Origin of the sequence: Methanobrevibacter sp., from assembly GCF_045636185.1 — an archaeon.
In the GTDB taxonomy this organism is placed as follows: Archaea; Methanobacteriota; Methanobacteria; order Methanobacteriales; family Methanobacteriaceae; genus Methanocatella.
In genome coordinates, this window is record NZ_JAZTXC010000119.1 from 1 (window position 1) to 16959 (window position 16959).

Genomic DNA, 16959 nt, shown 5'->3' on the forward strand with positions numbered 1-16959 from the left:
TTAAATAAATTAATATTTGCTAAATTAACATGATAATTATGGGCAAAGATACTAGGGAAAATACTGTGTTAATTAAAATGCAATCAGAGGTTAATTCGAAATCTAATTTGTAAGTTATAGCTAAAAGCATTGACAGCATTCCAGATGGCATTGCAGCTTCGACAATAGATACATCAAATTGCAAGTCTGAAAGTCCTAAAAATGACACGATTAAAAATGCAATAAATGGGAAAAATGCTAATTTTATAATTGAAGTAAAAATAATTGCTGATTTTGAACGTCTTAAACCTTCCAGATCAATAGAAATACCTAAAGATAACATGATTAATGGAATGGCCCCATTTCCCAAATAATTAACAGTATTATCAATGACCGGCCCAATAGGAATATTAGTTAAGTTAAGTAAAATTCCAAAAACAATAGCCCATAAAGGGGGAAATAATGCGATTTTTTTAATTGCTGTTTTAATATTTCCTCCGAACTTTAAAATCAGAACAAAAGACAAAATTAAAAAAATGGCCATAGTTGCGGTATCACAAAATATAGCTCTTAAAAATCCTTCATGGCCATATATACCTAAACTTACAGGATATCCCATAAAACCAGTATTAGCAATCATGACAGTTATTAAAATACTCCATAAGTGTTTGTCAGATATGTTAAATGTTTTTAGAATAAAATAAGAAATTATGCCGGTTATGAATGATGAAGCTAAAATAACAAATGGAAGAATTCCCAACTGTGGAAGCAAAGATAAATCAGCAGTATAAAGGGCATGAAATATCATGCAAGGAAGTAAAATGTAAATCACAATATTATTTAAAGAATCAACATCCTTAAAAGATAAAAAATCAATTCGCTTTAAAAAATAACCTAAAGCAATCATTAAAACAATAGATAAAATTGTAATTTCAATAGCATTCATTACATAAAAAGTAGTTAATTAAAATATATAAAATTAAAGGAAAAAGAAAAAAAAGATGAAGATATTTAGTCTACAATACCTTCATTAGTAATTTTGAATACACATTCACCTTCAGGTAAATGAGGACTGTCGACTAAACGAGCAATTCTTTTACCTGCAAGTCCTTTTTTAAGCCAAATTCTATAAGTAGATGCATGTCCTAAAACGTGACCACCAATAGCTTTAGTAGGACTTCCAAAGAATGAATCTGGTTTAGCTTGAACTTGGTTTGTAATAAATACAGCTACATTGTAAGTATTAGCAATTTGTTGAAGTGAGTGTAAATGTTGATTTAACTTTTGTTGTCTTACAGCTAAAGACTCTCTTCCAACATATTCTGCCCTGAAGTGAGCCATTAATGAGTCAACAATAACTAATTTAACATTAGTACCATTTTGGATAAGCTCATTAATTTTATCGACCATTAAAATTTGGTGAGATGAGTTGAATGCACGGGCAACATGAATTCTTTGTAAAACATCTTCAACATCTAATTCAAAACCATTAGCAATTTGTTTAATTCTTTCAGGACGGAATGTATTTTCAGTATCAACAAAAACACAATCTCCATCAAGACCACCTAATTCCTCTGGCAATTGAACGGTTACTGCTAATTCATGAGAAATTTGACTTTTACCGGATCCGAATTCACCAAATACTTCAGTGATTGCTTGAGTTTCTATACCACCAGCAATTAAATCATTAAATCCTTTACTTCCTACAGAAATATGACCAACATCTTTTCTTCTTTCATCTACTTCTAATGCAGTTTCAAAGCCAATGTCTTCAGCTTTACGTGCTGCTTCAATTACTTTTTCAGCAACACCTTCACCAATTTCTGCTTTAACTGATAATTCTTTTGGAGTAGCAGTAGCTAATCTCATCATATCTGCAAAACCTGCATCTCTCAATTTTTCAGCTGTTTTTTCACCAACACTTGGTAAATCTTCTAATTCCACCATAATAATCCATCCTTAAATTTAATTTAATAATATTTTTGTAAAATTTTCTTTGGGCTGAGTTTTCTATCCTCATTATATTCATCATATCTAACATTTGCAATTACTTCAACTGTAATACCTTCTAAATCTTCTATTCTTCCATCTAAAGCACCAGGATCATCAGTAACAATATTGACAATTTCCTCTTTAGACATTTCAAGTAAATCTTCTACAAGATTATCAAAGAATGTAATTCCAATTTCACCAGTATCATCAACTAATGTTGCAGGAATCATGATTGTAGTGTTAGGTTCATCAAATGTTTCTCCACAGAATTCACAAGTAGTTTCACCATCAAGTTCTATGTTTCCAATTGTATTAGTACAGTTAGGACATTTTCTAAGGAGTAATCTATCTGAAACAATCTCTTGAAGAGTACCTGTAACACGTACATTGAAATCTTCATCTTCAATTGCTTCAATATCCTTAGGAACATAAATTGCTTCTTTTAATTCATCAAATGAAGGTAAATTCATTAATTCTTCATCACTTGGTTTTACAATAGCTGTAGATTCACCAACACTTAAGGTTAATTGATCGTTATAGAAATCAATTCTTGGATTTTGGATTTTTATTGCTTCACCTTCATCAAATTCTCTTTTAGCATCATCTCCCCACAAGGATACTCTAATAGCTTGTGAGTTATCAGCAATTTCAATATTTCTAACAAGGTTTTTGGTACCGTCATCCCTTTCAAATTCACGGGCATCGAATACTTCAAAAATTCTTGCAACAATAAAGATATTTTCATCATATTCATCTAAATCTGAAATTTCACGATATTCATAAATCATTTTTTCCAATGTTTCGAATGACGGTAAGAATTTAGCTTCTTCTTCAGACAATTTAACGATTCTTGAAGATGAACCAATGTTTAAGCCAATTGAATCCATAGTGAATTTTACTCTAGCATTTTCAACTAAATAAGCGTCACCAACATTTAAATCGATTTCAGTCTTATCATCCCATAAAGATAATTGAACAACATGAGTTCCATCAGAAAGTGAAGCAGAGCGAACATGTCCTACACTGCCATCAGTTTGTCTTTCAAAGGTTCTGACGCCACCAACAGACATTATTCTACCCATTACATCAACGTCAACGCCATCTTCATCATATAACATTACTTGTTCAATAGGAATTGGCTGTAATTTTTCTCTAATTGAATCGAATAATGTTAAATCATCATCTGATAAGTTTGTAGGATTTACAGTAATTTGAGTTGAGAAATTAGTATTAATGGAATGCCCTTCTGGAGTATATTCATCATAAACTACATTTCCACCAATTAATTTAACAATGTCTCCTTTTTTAATATCCAAATCAGCAGCGTCTCCCCACAAAGTTACACGAATGGATCCTGTATCATCAGTAATATTGAAGTTTCTTAATTGTCCTTCACTTTGATCTGATTTTCTAATAAATTTTCTAACATCTTGTATTTTACTTACAACACCAATTATTTCAACATCAGAATCTCCGTCATCCAAATCGCCAATTTTTGAGACCTCGTGTACAAAATCAGGCACATCAAAGTCACCTTTAATTATTCTTCCATCCCAGTGACTTAATGATTTTTCATCATTGCGTTCTCTTACTTGAGCTTGAAGAATTTTAACAGTATCCCCATCGTTTAAATCTAAAGATTCGATTAAATCAACATTTTTATTCCATAAAGTATATGAAATAGTTCCAGAAGCATCTTGAAGCTCTAAAGAACCAACTTTACCATCCTTACCATTTTTATTATAAGATCTAACAGGAGGGATTCTGACTATTCTAGCAATGACATTCACTGTGGTATCAGGTTTTACATCACTGATAGGTGTGATTTCTTCTTTGTAAATAGGATAATCATTAGGATTTGCATCAACAACCTTTTCAAATACTGATCTAGGTCTCATTGTAGCTTCAAGGCCAGAATATCCGTCTTTAATATCAACATCACCAACATGGACAATATCTCCTTCGGAAATATTCTTTAAATGTTTAATATTTTCAGTCCATAAGACAACACGAATTTTACCGGTTTTGTCTTCTACATCAACATTACATACCTTACCGGATTTTCCTTTGCTTGTTGTAAATGATTTTGGATTACTTATGATTTTAACTACACCAGTAAATGATTTATTATTATCTCCAGGTTCCAATAATCCGATATTATCACTAGAATATTCTTCTCTTTCAGTTAAAAATTCATTTTCATTATCTACATATTCTCCGATGATTGTATCTGCAAAAGTTTCTTCATTCATAAAAGAAGCATGTGCATTTTCTCTTTTTAGCTCATTCATTTTTGCTAAAAACTCTTCTTCAGAAAGATGATCTTTAACTTGATTGTATTTTTCTAAAAGTTCATCAGTCATTACAATTTCTTCAAAAGAAGAATCTTCATCATTTTCCTCTATTGAATTTTCAGATGATTGAATTTCATCAGCACCAATATGATTTTTAACAACTTCTTTTGCTATATCTTCTTCATTCATAAAAGGTAAATTTTCAAATTCTGGACGAATCTCATCCATTTCAGCTAAGAATTCTTCTTCAGAGAGTATATCTTCGACTTTTTTGTATTGTTCTAAAATTTCTTTTTCCATACCAAACCCCTCATTAGAAAGTTAATTATTATTTTGTATTTTCTTATAATATAAGTGATGTGGGAGAGCATTTGAAGAGTAATATTTTTTAAAAATATTTCTAATAATTGCCCAAATAAAATATAAACTAATAAATATGTGGTGATTATTAATATGCATTAGGATTTTTCTTTACAATAGTTTTAATCATGATACCTAAATCCAATGCCATATGCCAGTTTTCTACGTATTCAATATCGTATTCTATACGTTTTTTAATAGAAGTATCACCCCTACAACCATGAATTTGAGCCCAACCAGTTATGCCTGGCCTAACTTGATGCTTGACCATATATTTAGAAATTTCTTTTCTAAACTCATCAACATAATATGGCCTTTCAGGTCTTGGACCAACTACACTCATATCACCTTTTAAAACATTGAAAAACTGAGGCAATTCATCGATACTGGTTTTTCTAATGAAATCCCCAACCTTGGTTTTTCTAGGGTCGTCTTTCGTAGTCCATCCGGATTCTTCATCATTCGAGTTTTGAACCTTCATACTACGGAACTTATACATCTTAAAAGGTTTTCCATGGAACCCTATTCTTTCCTGTTTAAAAATAATAGGTCCTGGAGAAGTTAATTTTATTGCAATTGCAGTGATAATCATGATTGGAGAAGTTATGATAATGGCCACTATAGAAATAAGATAATCAGAAAGAAATTTCAAGAATTTATTGAAATTATCATCCAAAGGAACATATCTGATATTAATTATTGGAATATCTTCAACCATATCAACTGACGGTTGAGCCGGAAAATATCTTATATAATCCGGAATTATTTCTGCTTTTATTCCAACACGTTCACAGCTTTCCACCAATTCATCGATTTTATAATAGTATTTCAATGGAATAGCCAAAACAACACGGTCAAAACTATTATTATCCAGAACATAATCTAAATCGCTGAAAGAACCTATGATTTTACTTCCTTCAATCTCCATGCCAACACGGTCACTTCTTCCTAAAAATCCACTAATATAAAAACCCAAATAAGGATTATTTCTTATTTTTCGTGCAAAAGTAAATGCTAAATCATTGTCTCCGACAATAAGAATATGCTTAAGATTTCTATTATCTATACGTATCCTTTTAAGGAAGCTTCTAATAATAAATCTTTCAATAATGCCCAATATTGATGCAACAACAGCTAAAAGGAATAGCATGATTCTTGAGAAATCGGGCTGATTTAAAATAAACAGGATAGCAACTAACACGACAAATGCTACAATATTGACTTTAATAATCTGAGTAGCTTCTGAAAAAATCGTTTTATAGGTTCTACGAGGCTTATATAATCCAAAAGAGAAGTATAAAATTAAATATACTGGAATAACAACAAATAACAGGAAGAACACATAACTCTCAATAGGCAAATGTCCTCCAATAGGGCCAAATACTGTAGTTTTAAAACGAATCCACCATGAAATAGCTAAAGAAATAGCTAAAACAGCAGCATCAAGCAAAACCATTACAATATTAAACCATTTTTGATTTTCCCTTATCATATATTAACCACGAAAATTAGTTAATATAATTATATATTTCATCAATATTTAATTTTTCTTTTTAAAAATATTTAAAAAAAGTTTGAAAATACATAATAAGAATATTCCCAAATATACTATAACGTTTACTAAAAAATTATACTTTTTGGAGTGATGTTTTTTATAATAAATATACATGGCACGGTAAAACTCATAAATAAGTTTAGGTCTTTGTTTTTTACTGCTGGCCCCCTTAAAGTGAGTTATTTTACCTTTTCCATAATATAATATTTTCCAGCCTGCCTCCTTAATTCTATAGCAGAAATCAATGTCCTCACCATACATAAAAAATGTCTCATCTAAAAGGCCTATATCATCCAAAACTTCTTTTCGGGTGAAAATAAATGCACCGGTCAGACAATCAATTTCATAAATGCCATCATCATCCAAATCGTCCAGATTATAGTTGTCATCTTCACTTTTGGTTGGAATATGAAACAATCTGAAAAAAGAATTTTTTACATTAGGAAAACTGCGTTTACATGCTTTATCAAGAGTTCCATCCTCTAAAAGTACCTGACATCCACAGGCTCCAACATCAGGATTATTTTCCATGAAATTGTAAATGTCTTCTAGGGTATTTTGCCAGACTACTGTATCTGAATTCAAAAGCAGAACATACTTAGAATCAACGATTCTTAAAGCCTGGTTATTGCCCGCAGCAAAACCGTTGTTTGATTTGGATTGTATGAATTTGACTTTATCTTTAAAGAACTCTTTAAGTTTAGATAAACTATCATCCACAGAAGCATTGTCAACAATAATAATTTCAATGCTGAACGGATAGGAATACTCCAATATTGAATTGACAGTATTTTTAGTTAATTCGAAGGTTCCATAATTTACTATTACGACTGATAAATCCATGATATTTCACTTTTTTAAAAATTTTAATGTATTTATAATCAATTTATACTCTAGTTTAAAATAATTTTTCAGGTTATCTTTTTTAAAATTTACCTTTTCAAGTCCGGACCTTGTGGATAGTCCTTCCTTAATGCCTTCAAGATAAAGTGAACCAAATCCTTTTTTTACAAAGAAAATGTATTTGATTAAAAAACCTAAAAACAGAAATATGATATTTAAAATCTTCAATGGAATTGGTAAATTTTTATAAACTGTCCATACATTATTTCGAGCGGCAATTCTTACTTTAAAATCATTATATCTGCTTCCGCTCGTTGCACTTCCAATATGATAAACAATTGCATCCGGACATAACAAATTTTTATATCCGTTGATTTGTGATCTAATTGCCAAATCAACATCTTCCATATATGCAAAAAAATTATCATCAAAAAGGCCGATTTTATCTAAAATCTCTTTTTTGTATAATGCTGCCCCAGCACAGCTAGAAAAGATTTCAAAAACTTCTGAGTAATTATCTGAATCCTGATTTTCCCCAATTTTTTTGGTCCATCCAAGCAAGTTATATTCATCCCCTGCATCATCTATGAGCTGTCTGTTGTCTGACTGAAGCATTTTAGCTTGGACCGAAAAGACATTATTCTCCTTAATTAAGTCCAGCATTGCCTTAATAGAACCCTTTTTAATTTCTGTATCATTATTCAAAGAGAAAATATAATCATACTTTGCATTTGATATTCCCTGATTGACAGCAGGTGCAAAACCCAAATTTTCATCATTTTTAATTAGAATAACAGGAAAATTAAAAGAATTGCTTTGAATATAATCAATGCTAGAATCCGTGGATCCATTATCAATTATTATTACTTCTCCAATATATTCACTGTCATTATTAAGTGATTTAAAATAATTTTCAAGGAATTTGACTCCATTATAATTAGGGGTAATTACTGAAACTTTCATATGAATCTAAATTGAATTTTTGAATTTTCTCCACATTATATAATATAACTTAGGATTTAATAAAAATAACTTAATTTTAAGGGAGAACTTTTTATCGCCTTTAAAATAGGATAATTTCCTAAAAAGATCTAAATCCTTCATTTTTTTAATTACTTCATCATAATCATAATTATGATAAAAAAAGTAGTTCATATTTCCAAAAATAGCTTTTGGAATTCTGGAACTATTCACTAATTCAGTCAGGTCATTCTGATTTTGTTTTTTGAAAAAAGTAGCCAAATCCTCTAAAACAGAAATATAATCAAAGCGGTTTAGTTTTGAAGTATTGCTTAATGATTCTTCATGCTGAATATAATAATAGGTAATTTCATTACCAATCTTTACAGAATCACCATAACATAATGCTCTTAAAGCGAAATCGGTATCTTCACCATAGTTTACATCTTCACGAAACTGTAAATTATGTTTTTTTACTATATCTGTTTTATATGATAATTGAACAAAATTAAAAGGTATTTTCATTTCTAATTCTAACTTAATAAAATCTTTAGCATTTATTTCATCAAAATCGTAATAATGAGGATTTTTTATCTCTTCACCCTCTTTTTTAACCATTTGTGTTAAGCTAAAATCATATCCTTCATTGTATAATTGGGATAAGTGATTTGTTAAGATATAATCGTCACCATCTACAAATACAATGTATTCACCGCAAGCAAGTGAAATTCCCTTATTTCTAGCTGAACTTACTCCATTGTTTTCCTGATGAATAATTTTATGGGGTATTGGACAATTATGGAATTTTTCTTCTATAACCTTTAAAGTATTATCCGTTGAACCATCATCGATTATAATCACTTCAAAATCCGTGAAATCCTGATTGATAATTGAATCTAGGGTTGCTGATATATAGTCCTGCTCGTTAAATACCGGAAGTATAACGCTTACCTTAACATTATCCATTTTTATCACCCTCATTCAGGACAAAATCAACAACTCTTGCAGATGCCTTGCCGTCGATTTCATTAAATTGGGTTTTAGTAAAGGCCTCCAATTTGGAAGTATCAATGCCTTCAGAGATAACATCAATTAATTCATTAGTTGTATAAACAATAGGTCCCGGAAGGTCTTTCTTATAATCAAGGTAAAAACCACGTTCATTAGACAGGTAATTATCCAAATCATAAGCAAAGAATACAATAGGCTTATTTAAAAGTCCAAATTCTATCATTATTGACGAATAATCTGAAATCAATATGTCTGATAATAATAACAGCTCCTGTTCGTTTTTATAATCGCTGCAATCAATGTAATCTCCGTCAACTGAAATATCGCCAGAATAAAATTTCCTAATCTTAGGATGAAGTCTTAAAACTAAAACATAATCATCAGATAATTTATTATTGAATTCCTTTAAATCCAAATAATTGAAAACATTATTATATTTTTCATTTTCTCTAAATGTTGGAGCGTATAAGATTATTTTCTTATTTGAATCAATATTATATTTTTTATTAAAATTCTGCCTCAATTTATTAATATCATGATTTTTAAAATAATAATCTGCCCTTGGAAGACCTAAAGGTTTAATTTTAGACTTATCAATTTGAAATGCTTCACTATAGTAATTTTCATTATATGAAGAAGTAATAATCAAATAATCCGTATTATCTGATATTAACTTAAGCATTGAAGCATTTTCAATACTGCCTCCAAACTTTTTAAATGCACCTGGAGCATGCCATAATTGAATAACACATGCTTCATCTTTAAAATTCATAAATGCTAAAGGAAAGAAATTATCATTTAAAAATACATATTTGGAAGTGGCAAGTTTTTTGAAGGAATTGAAAGATAATTTATCCTTATAATAATAATGAAACTGAAAATTACCTCTTTTTTCCAATTCTTTTTTAATATATTCTAAATTACCTGTGAATGACTCATTAGAATCTATTATGAAAGAAACCAAATAATCATTTATACGAAACTTAGTGAAAAGATTAAATAATTTCCCAAATAATTTATGCTTTAAAAACATAGCTTACCCTCTCCGTGCTGAAAATGAAGTAATTAATCTAAAAATACCTCGATATCTTGAAATAGAATTAATACTTTTAAGTGTCTTTTCATAATTATCCTCTAAAATAGGTTTGGTTAAACCAGAATAAATCCTCTCATTAAAACCTGGGATGATTTCAACATCCTTTTTAAGAAGCTCGTTAATATTGGAAATTAATTCTAATTTTTCATCATCCGAAATATCACTGACAATTAAACTTGTAATCCAATATACAAAGTGCATATTAAAAATATCCGCATAGTATTGGTTAAAATCATTGTTATTTAAGAATTCATTTGTTTGCCAATATCCTTCAATCATTTTACCCAAATATTTTTTATTTCTAATGTGAATCGTAGATTTATCTCCTTCAACATTACGGATGTAGTAATTGTAAGTATAAACATTATCCAAATAAACGGTACATGATGATTTAAATAAAGATACTATAAAAAAGTATAAATCTTCAGCCAGCATTCTTTCCAAAAAGCGAATATCATTTTCAATTAAAAAATCTTTTCTAAATAATTTACACCAAATTGCAGGATCTATTGAAAATAAGCGTGTATCATCATCAACACTACTAACAACGATATTTTCCCCATTGAAAATCGTTTTAACCTTTTCTCTTTCATTGGGATAAATCTTATAATAATTTGTAATGACCATGTCTGCATCATTTTTTACCGCATGATTATACATTATCTCAAAAGCATTTGGGACATAAGTATCGTCATGGTCTGAAAAAATTACAAACTCAGAATCGGCCAAAGATAAGCCAATATTACGTCCAGTTCCAGGAAATCCAGTATTATCTTCTAAAAATACTGATTTAACATTATAAAAATTCTTATCAAATAAATTAAGTAAATATAAAGTATATTCATCATCGGAACAGTCATCGACGAAAATAATTTCGATATTCTCAAAGCCCAAACTTTGATACATTATTGAATCAAAAAAAGCATTGAGAAATAAACCTGAATTATATGTTGGAACAATCACACTAACCTTATACTTTGCCATTTTATCCGACCAATTTGTTTTTTATTCTAGAAATGAAACTTCTATTATTCATATTTTCTTGAGTTTTTCCTAATTTATTAGATTCCAAAACTGCATCATCAAATTTCTTATTTAATATTAAATCAACCAATTTATTATATCTTTTTTTAAAGAATGGATCTTCACTATAATACTTATTAAATATATCATAGGACTTTATAAATAATTCTTTTTTGTCATCATCACTTATCTTAGATAAAACTATTGTATATAACCATGATGTGAGATGGCTCTTAAATATTATTTCACCATAAGATGTCTTATTTAAACTTATTAACATCTCATCGATTTTATAATATCCCTTTAAGATTGCTTCAATATATTTACGATTCCTTACATGAATAGTTGATTTATCATCATCACTATCTCTAATTTTGTAATTATAAGAATAAAAATCATTAAGATAAATAATTCCATCAGCTTTTAGGCAAGAATATGTGGCAACATAAACGTCTTCAGCCAACATACCTTCTAAAAAGCAAATATCATTTTCCAATAAAAAATCTTTTCTAAATAATCTAGTCCATATCGCAGCAGGCACTCTTAAAAGATTTTTATCTTCATCAATACATAAAACCTGTATTTCACCAGAATCTTTATAGATTGACTTGAATGGAACAGTTTTATTTGGATAAACTTGATTAAAATTGGAAATAAGCACGTCATTTTCACCAATTTTATTGCACATCACTTCAAAAGCATCTTCCGCGTATGTGTCATCATGATCAGCAAAAATGACATAATCTGCATCAGCTAAATTCAAGCCAATATTTCTACCGGTGCCCGGAAATCCCGAATTTTTATCTAAAAACTCAACTTTTACATTATTGTAAGATTGATTAAGCTCTTTTAATAAATCAAGAGTATAACTGTCAGTTGATTTATCATCAACAAAAATAACTTCAATATTTTCAAATCCAATATTTTGGGACTTAATGGAGTCTAAAAACTCATTTAAGTAATCTCCAGTATTATATGTAGAAACAATAACAGAAATTTTATAATCAGACATTTTAATCAGTTAATTTATTATATAATGAAATATATTCATCACACATCGCATTTAAATCTTTAAATTCAATTTTTGAAATACTTGAAAGTTTATTTTCATAATCATTTTGATTTATATTAATTATTAAGTTATAAATCTCATTTATATTTGTATAATCGACCAACCATCCAGCACCGGTTGAAGAAATTCTTTGCTTTAAAGCACCCAAATCACTTGCAATTACAGGAATACCTGCCATCCATGACTCCGTTAAAGTATAGGAATATGTTTCTGGACAAGTTGATAAAATCAATGCGAAAGAAGGGTTAATATCAGTCACTATTCTATTAAAATCCTTACGTTCATACTTTCCATGATTAACACCATAGCTGTTTAAATTTGGAATAGTAGTCCCCATAAAATGCAGCTCCAAATTTTTGTCTTTGTCAAATTCTTTGAGCTGTTTAATTATTAGTGAACCTTTATGCGGAGAAACATGTCCCGGAACTAAAATTTTAATTGGTTTAGATGTTAATTGTGCTTTATAGGAAGATTTATCAATTTTTACACCATGCTCCACGACATTGAAATTATCTAAATCCGGATAAATTTCCTGATAAACATCAACAACACTTTGGGTAGGTGCTACATTAATAGATGATTTTTCCAAAAGACCTTTACATTCCTTATGCCATCTTTCAAGGATTATTTCATTAGTAATATCAGATTTATGAGCTATTCCTTTGCAGTTTTGGCAGTTAAAGTTACAATATTGACAATCATCATCTACCAAATGGATAGATGGACAAATATAATAGAAGTCATGTAGATTAACAATAAATGGAATTGATTTTTTTGTTAGGATATTGATTAAATCAAAACTATGATTAATTAAATGATTTATATGAACAAGCCTAATTCCCAATTTTGAAAGGATTTCATCGTAAACGATAGCCAAATCATCATTGGAAAAAATGTTTTCAAAACTGTCCTGTGAAATAAAATTATCATCATTGTCAATTACGGAAAAATTCGTATTGAAAGAAATATTATAGTTAGCAATCTTTTCTAAATTTTCATGAACATTCCATAATTCAACATCCTCACCATCAGAAGTTAAAATAAAAGCATTGTAGTCATCAGGTAAGTTATCAATAATATCCATATTTAAAAAACCAGTACCTCCGACAGTGCCAATTTTTTCATGCAGAACAAATAGAATATTTTCCCTATTCTCGCCATAAAACTCAGAAAGATCTTTGTTTTCAACTTTAATTTGACGATTTTGATTAATTCCATATAATGCATAGTGAACTAAGGGATTGATATCAACATCAGAATAATGATTTTTGTAAAAAACCCCATCAAATGTATCGTTAGGCTTTTTGCCTTCATTAAAACCAAAAAAAATATAGTGAAGCAGAGGATCCATTCCAGATGAAGCAACCTTAGGATATTTTTTTAAATAAAATTCATCATCAAATAAATTATTTTTACGAATAGCTTTATATCCTTTTGTAATTTCTGAAGCTTTATCTTTATCTTTAATCTTATAAGAAATATATCTGCTTGGAAACTTTGAAAAAAGTTTATTTTTAAAACTCATAACCATCTCTTATTATTTTTTCAAGTTTTTCTAAAAATTCTGTTGTAAAATCATTATCGATTTTAATAAAATTATTATTTGGCCTCATATCATCAAAAGAAACAACAATATCATAATCATCAGTATTTAGATTATTATTGTCAACAATAACCTTTACAATATCGCCGCGTGCAACAAGATTATTTAATTTATAACTATCAGTGAATGAAATCAAAATATCACAAGAATTACCAATATAATTATTTTCCATATCCATAATCACTTCAACAGAATAATTAAGATCATTAAAGTTTTTAGAAATTTCCGATATTAATTCTCCATTTTTAGAATTTGGCTTATCTACAATAGTGATTTTAAGATTCTTTTCTGTGAAAAATTTATTTGAATTAATTTTATCTAATAATAAACATCTTGATAAATACTGACCCCATTTATTCCAGAAAATAGAGTAATTATTTTTATCATTTTCAAAATAACTTTCATTTTTAACACGTGTACTAGATTCATGATGGAACAATACTGAATTGCCGGCAAATAAAATTTTATAACCCTTTTTATGTAATTTTAAACAAAAATCAACATCTTCAAGGCCGTAAAAATATTCCTCATCCAAACCAGAAAGTTCTTCATAAACGTTCTTATCAATTAAATTAACAGCACCAGTAACAGCAATAGATTGATTATTTTGAGTTAGCTTGGAATCAAAAATATCTAATTTGGAATCAGATTTATTAACTGCATATAAACAGCAAGGATACATCCTTTCAGCAAATATATCTCCACTATGCTGTATTTTATATGAAGAAACCCTATTTGAAGTAAAATAATAGGGAAAAATAAGTTTAGCCCCGACAGAGACTACATCATCATTATAATAAATTGTACCAACCAGTTCATTCAACCAACCATATGTAGGTTCAATATCATTATTCAATAAAAGTAAATATTTGCCTTTAGCTATTTTAGCCGCATCATTATTTCCTTTAGAAAAACTAACATTAATATCATTTTCAATGACTGTTATTGGTAAATCTAGACTTTTTAAAAAACTAACAGAATCGTCTGTTGAGGCATTATCCACAACAATGATTTCATAATTGGAATAATTAGTCTTTGAATCAAAGTCTTTAAACAAACGTTTAAGATGAGTCAAACCATTTCTATTTAGAATAATAATAGATACTAGTGGTTCTGCATCAAATTCATAATTAGATAAAAATGCCAAGTTAGTTTCACAAATTTCCTCTTTTCTTCTAATTGAATATGCCTGCTGAATTATTTTACCTTCTGATTTGCCATGAGCAATATAATGTAATAATGGATTTAAATGTGCCTGTTTAACATCAGGATAAGCTTTTAAGTAAAAATCTGAATCAAAATCTAAGGAAGGTAATTTGCCCTCTTTATATCCTTTGGTCAAATAATGATTGAGAGGATCTCCTTTAAAATCATCATAAGTTTCACTGTAAAATTCACTGTCAAATAATCCTGAATTTTTTATTTGACTATAATATTTACGATTTTTAAGCATGGATTTTAAATTTGACAAAGAACCCCCATTAACAATATTTTTAACCATTTAATCACCTTTATTTTTTATATTTCGTAATTTACTAGTCAATTTCCAGGATGTGGAATCCCTAACATTGTTAATTTGTCTATCCCAATAATCCCTATTTTGATTTAAAGCTTCGGCCTCATCTCTTAATGCATCAATATCATTGAAGAGTAAAGTAATTTCCTCCTTTGTTAAGGTATTCGTTTCTTTGATATTGCCTTCAAGAGATTTTATTAAATTCCTGCTTGTAATATAATCTTCTACTTTAACATTATGATGATATTCTTGGTTGTCTATTGCCCAATATTCATTATCCCAATAATAAACAGCTCCCACAGAAGGATGGAAGTCATTCTTCCACATCAAATAAGTAAAGCTTAATTGATCCTGATTAGTGTAATTAATTATTTCTTCCCACCATTGCTCCATTAATGAAACAATTTCGGGGTCGTTATGCTTTCTAAAAATAGCTCCTAAAACCGGAAGACCATAATGGGTGGGCATACCCTCTAATTTGTATTTTTCAACCTGATTTAAGATTGAATAATTAGAATATCTTGCAAAAGGCAATGATTCCATTGCTTCATCATAAATACAGTCACGTTCCGGATGAACAACAGTTAACATTGAAGAATTTACATATTTATAAATATATTCGCGAATACTACCTTTAATCTTAAAAGAACCGTCAATCCAAAAACTGTATTTATCATCTGGAAAATATTTATTTGGAAAAACTTTATACTGTTTAGCAATCCTATTATCATCTAATGTAGAATCTTCCATCTGAATAATTTCCCAGGTATCAGACTTTAGATTAGGATTTTGAGTAAAGCATACATATTTTGTATTATCATCGATGAATTCTGGTTCTTTTAATGAATCATAATCCCCCGTAAATGCTGTATAAATTACTAATTCATTATCTTTAATATCATTGATTAAATTTTCATCGATTTGAAGACTAAATTTAAATAAATCACTTAAAATAAAACTATCAACATTTGATTCATATCTAGTTTTCACTACTTCATAGGGATTCTCATCTTCATTCATAAAAATCAGCTAAATAAAATATATTAATAATAATATCTTTTTGATATTAATTAAATATATCTAAAAAAAATTTCTAGAAAAATTTCATCATTTCAGGAAGCGCTTGTAACATTGCTTGAGCACCTAAAATAAATATTGCAAGCCCACCTATGAAATTAATATACCTTGCATATTTAATAGCTACCCTAGTACCAAATGTACCAATTAAAAGCCAGCAAAGTACAGCCGTGAAACTTAAAGCCGCCAACCCGATAGGGTCAACACCTGCACCAACACCCTGTGCCGCTAAAATAAGGTTTTCGATGTTTCCAAAAACAATTAAGCCAAAAAATTGTTTGAACTCATTTACCACGATTATTCACCTCTGAATGCCTCAATCATAGCTTGAGCACCTAAAACAAAAATAATTAATCCACCGAAAAAATCGATAAAACTCACATAAGGCAGTGCAATTCGAGTTCCAAAGGTTCCAATAGCTAACCATATAGCTACTGCAATAAAACTTAAAATCCCTAATTTAAGAGGGTTAGCTCCAGCCACAACTCCTTGAGAAGAAAGAACCAAATTTTCAATATTCCCAAATATTATCAAACCAACAAATGGCAAATATTGTTCCAACATATAAATCTCCTTCC

The 16959-nt window shown here is 29.1% G+C and carries 15 protein-coding genes; all 15 read right to left on the bottom strand.

Going from position 1 to position 16959, the window contains the following annotated elements:
• Positions 1-19: 19 nt before the first annotated feature.
• Positions 20-925, bottom strand: a complete 906-nt coding sequence (locus ACKI3Q_RS06830) for an AEC family transporter (RefSeq protein ID WP_407415554.1) — start codon at positions 923-925, stop codon at positions 20-22.
• 65 nt (positions 926-990) lie between these two features.
• Positions 991-1926 (bottom strand): DNA repair and recombination protein RadA, encoded by a 936-nt coding sequence (gene radA, locus ACKI3Q_RS06835; RefSeq protein ID WP_407415556.1) that lies wholly within the window; start codon positions 1924-1926, stop codon positions 991-993.
• Positions 1927-1949: 23 nt separating this feature from the next.
• Entirely contained in the window at positions 1950-4565 is a 2616-nt protein-coding gene (locus tag ACKI3Q_RS06840) for an OB-fold nucleic acid binding domain-containing protein (RefSeq protein WP_407415558.1), read from the bottom strand.
• A gap of 148 nt (positions 4566-4713) precedes the next feature.
• A complete protein-coding gene (locus ACKI3Q_RS06845) occupies positions 4714-6117 on the bottom strand; it encodes an undecaprenyl-phosphate glucose phosphotransferase (RefSeq protein ID WP_407415560.1) in 1404 nt (467 codons plus the stop codon).
• 48 nt (positions 6118-6165) lie between these two features.
• Positions 6166-7023 carry a glycosyltransferase family 2 protein gene (locus ACKI3Q_RS06850; protein WP_407415562.1) on the bottom strand — a complete coding sequence of 286 codons (858 nt, stop codon included), beginning with the start codon at positions 7021-7023 and terminating at the stop codon, positions 6166-6168.
• Positions 7024-7029: 6 nt separating this feature from the next.
• Positions 7030-7986 carry a glycosyltransferase family 2 protein gene (locus ACKI3Q_RS06855; protein WP_407415564.1) on the bottom strand — a complete coding sequence of 319 codons (957 nt, stop codon included), beginning with the start codon at positions 7984-7986 and terminating at the stop codon, positions 7030-7032.
• Between the two features lie 6 nt (positions 7987-7992).
• Positions 7993-8949 carry a glycosyltransferase family 2 protein gene (locus ACKI3Q_RS06860; protein ID WP_407415566.1) on the bottom strand — a complete coding sequence of 319 codons (957 nt, stop codon included), beginning with the start codon at positions 8947-8949 and terminating at the stop codon, positions 7993-7995.
• Positions 8942-10027: a CDP-glycerol glycerophosphotransferase family protein gene (locus ACKI3Q_RS06865; RefSeq protein ID WP_407415568.1), complete on the bottom strand. Its 1086-nt coding sequence runs from the start codon at positions 10025-10027 to the stop codon at positions 8942-8944. Before ACKI3Q_RS06865 ends, ACKI3Q_RS06860 begins: the two co-directional genes overlap by 8 nt.
• Before the next feature lie 3 nt (positions 10028-10030).
• Positions 10031-11074 carry a glycosyltransferase family 2 protein gene (locus ACKI3Q_RS06870; protein ID WP_407415570.1) on the bottom strand — a complete coding sequence of 348 codons (1044 nt, stop codon included), beginning with the start codon at positions 11072-11074 and terminating at the stop codon, positions 10031-10033.
• Position 11075: 1 nt separating this feature from the next.
• The gene (locus ACKI3Q_RS06875) at positions 11076-12125 is read right to left on the bottom strand and encodes a glycosyltransferase family 2 protein (protein ID WP_407415572.1); all 1050 of its coding nucleotides are present in this window, start codon (positions 12123-12125) and stop codon (positions 11076-11078) included.
• A 1-nt stretch (position 12126) separates the two neighbouring features.
• A complete protein-coding gene (locus tag ACKI3Q_RS06880; protein WP_407415574.1) occupies positions 12127-13710 on the bottom strand; it encodes a glycosyl transferase in 1584 nt (527 codons plus the stop codon).
• Entirely contained in the window at positions 13700-15289 is a 1590-nt protein-coding gene (locus ACKI3Q_RS06885; RefSeq protein WP_407415576.1) for a glycosyltransferase family 2 protein, read from the bottom strand. The genes ACKI3Q_RS06880 and ACKI3Q_RS06885 overlap by 11 nt, the downstream gene beginning before the upstream one ends.
• Entirely contained in the window at positions 15290-16324 is a 1035-nt protein-coding gene (locus ACKI3Q_RS06890; RefSeq protein WP_407415578.1) for a glycosyltransferase domain-containing protein, read from the bottom strand.
• A gap of 73 nt (positions 16325-16397) precedes the next feature.
• Entirely contained in the window at positions 16398-16676 is a 279-nt protein-coding gene (locus ACKI3Q_RS06895; protein WP_407415580.1) for a hypothetical protein, read from the bottom strand.
• A 2-nt stretch (positions 16677-16678) separates the two neighbouring features.
• The gene (locus tag ACKI3Q_RS06900; protein ID WP_407415582.1) at positions 16679-16945 is read right to left on the bottom strand and encodes a hypothetical protein; all 267 of its coding nucleotides are present in this window, start codon (positions 16943-16945) and stop codon (positions 16679-16681) included.
• Positions 16946-16959: the final 14 nt, after the last annotated feature.

Excerpts from the sequence above, each read along its gene's own strand:
- radA (WP_407415556.1), bottom strand. The coding sequence starts at position 1,926 with ATGGTGGAATTAGAAGATTTACCAAGTGTTGGTGAAAAAACAGCTGAA.
- ACKI3Q_RS06875 (WP_407415572.1), bottom strand. The coding sequence starts at position 12,125 with ATGTCTGATTATAAAATTTCTGTTATTGTTTCTACATATAATACTGGA.
- ACKI3Q_RS06865 (WP_407415568.1), bottom strand. The coding sequence starts at position 10,027 with ATGTTTTTAAAGCATAAATTATTTGGGAAATTATTTAATCTTTTCACT.
- ACKI3Q_RS06855 (WP_407415564.1), bottom strand. The coding sequence starts at position 7,986 with ATGAAAGTTTCAGTAATTACCCCTAATTATAATGGAGTCAAATTCCTT.
- ACKI3Q_RS06845 (WP_407415560.1), bottom strand. The coding sequence starts at position 6,117 with ATGATAAGGGAAAATCAAAAATGGTTTAATATTGTAATGGTTTTGCTT.
- ACKI3Q_RS06880 (WP_407415574.1), bottom strand. The coding sequence starts at position 13,710 with ATGAGTTTTAAAAATAAACTTTTTTCAAAGTTTCCAAGCAGATATATT.
- ACKI3Q_RS06860 (WP_407415566.1), bottom strand. The coding sequence starts at position 8,949 with ATGGATAATGTTAAGGTAAGCGTTATACTTCCGGTATTTAACGAGCAG.
- ACKI3Q_RS06850 (WP_407415562.1), bottom strand. The coding sequence starts at position 7,023 with ATGGATTTATCAGTCGTAATAGTAAATTATGGAACCTTCGAATTAACT.
- ACKI3Q_RS06890 (WP_407415578.1), bottom strand. The coding sequence starts at position 16,324 with ATGAATGAAGATGAGAATCCCTATGAAGTAGTGAAAACTAGATATGAA.
- ACKI3Q_RS06885 (WP_407415576.1), bottom strand. The coding sequence starts at position 15,289 with ATGGTTAAAAATATTGTTAATGGGGGTTCTTTGTCAAATTTAAAATCC.
- ACKI3Q_RS06840 (WP_407415558.1), bottom strand. The coding sequence starts at position 4,565 with ATGGAAAAAGAAATTTTAGAACAATACAAAAAAGTCGAAGATATACTC.
- ACKI3Q_RS06900 (WP_407415582.1), bottom strand. The coding sequence starts at position 16,945 with ATGTTGGAACAATATTTGCCATTTGTTGGTTTGATAATATTTGGGAAT.
- ACKI3Q_RS06870 (WP_407415570.1), bottom strand. The coding sequence starts at position 11,074 with ATGGCAAAGTATAAGGTTAGTGTGATTGTTCCAACATATAATTCAGGT.
- ACKI3Q_RS06830 (WP_407415554.1), bottom strand. The coding sequence starts at position 925 with ATGAATGCTATTGAAATTACAATTTTATCTATTGTTTTAATGATTGCT.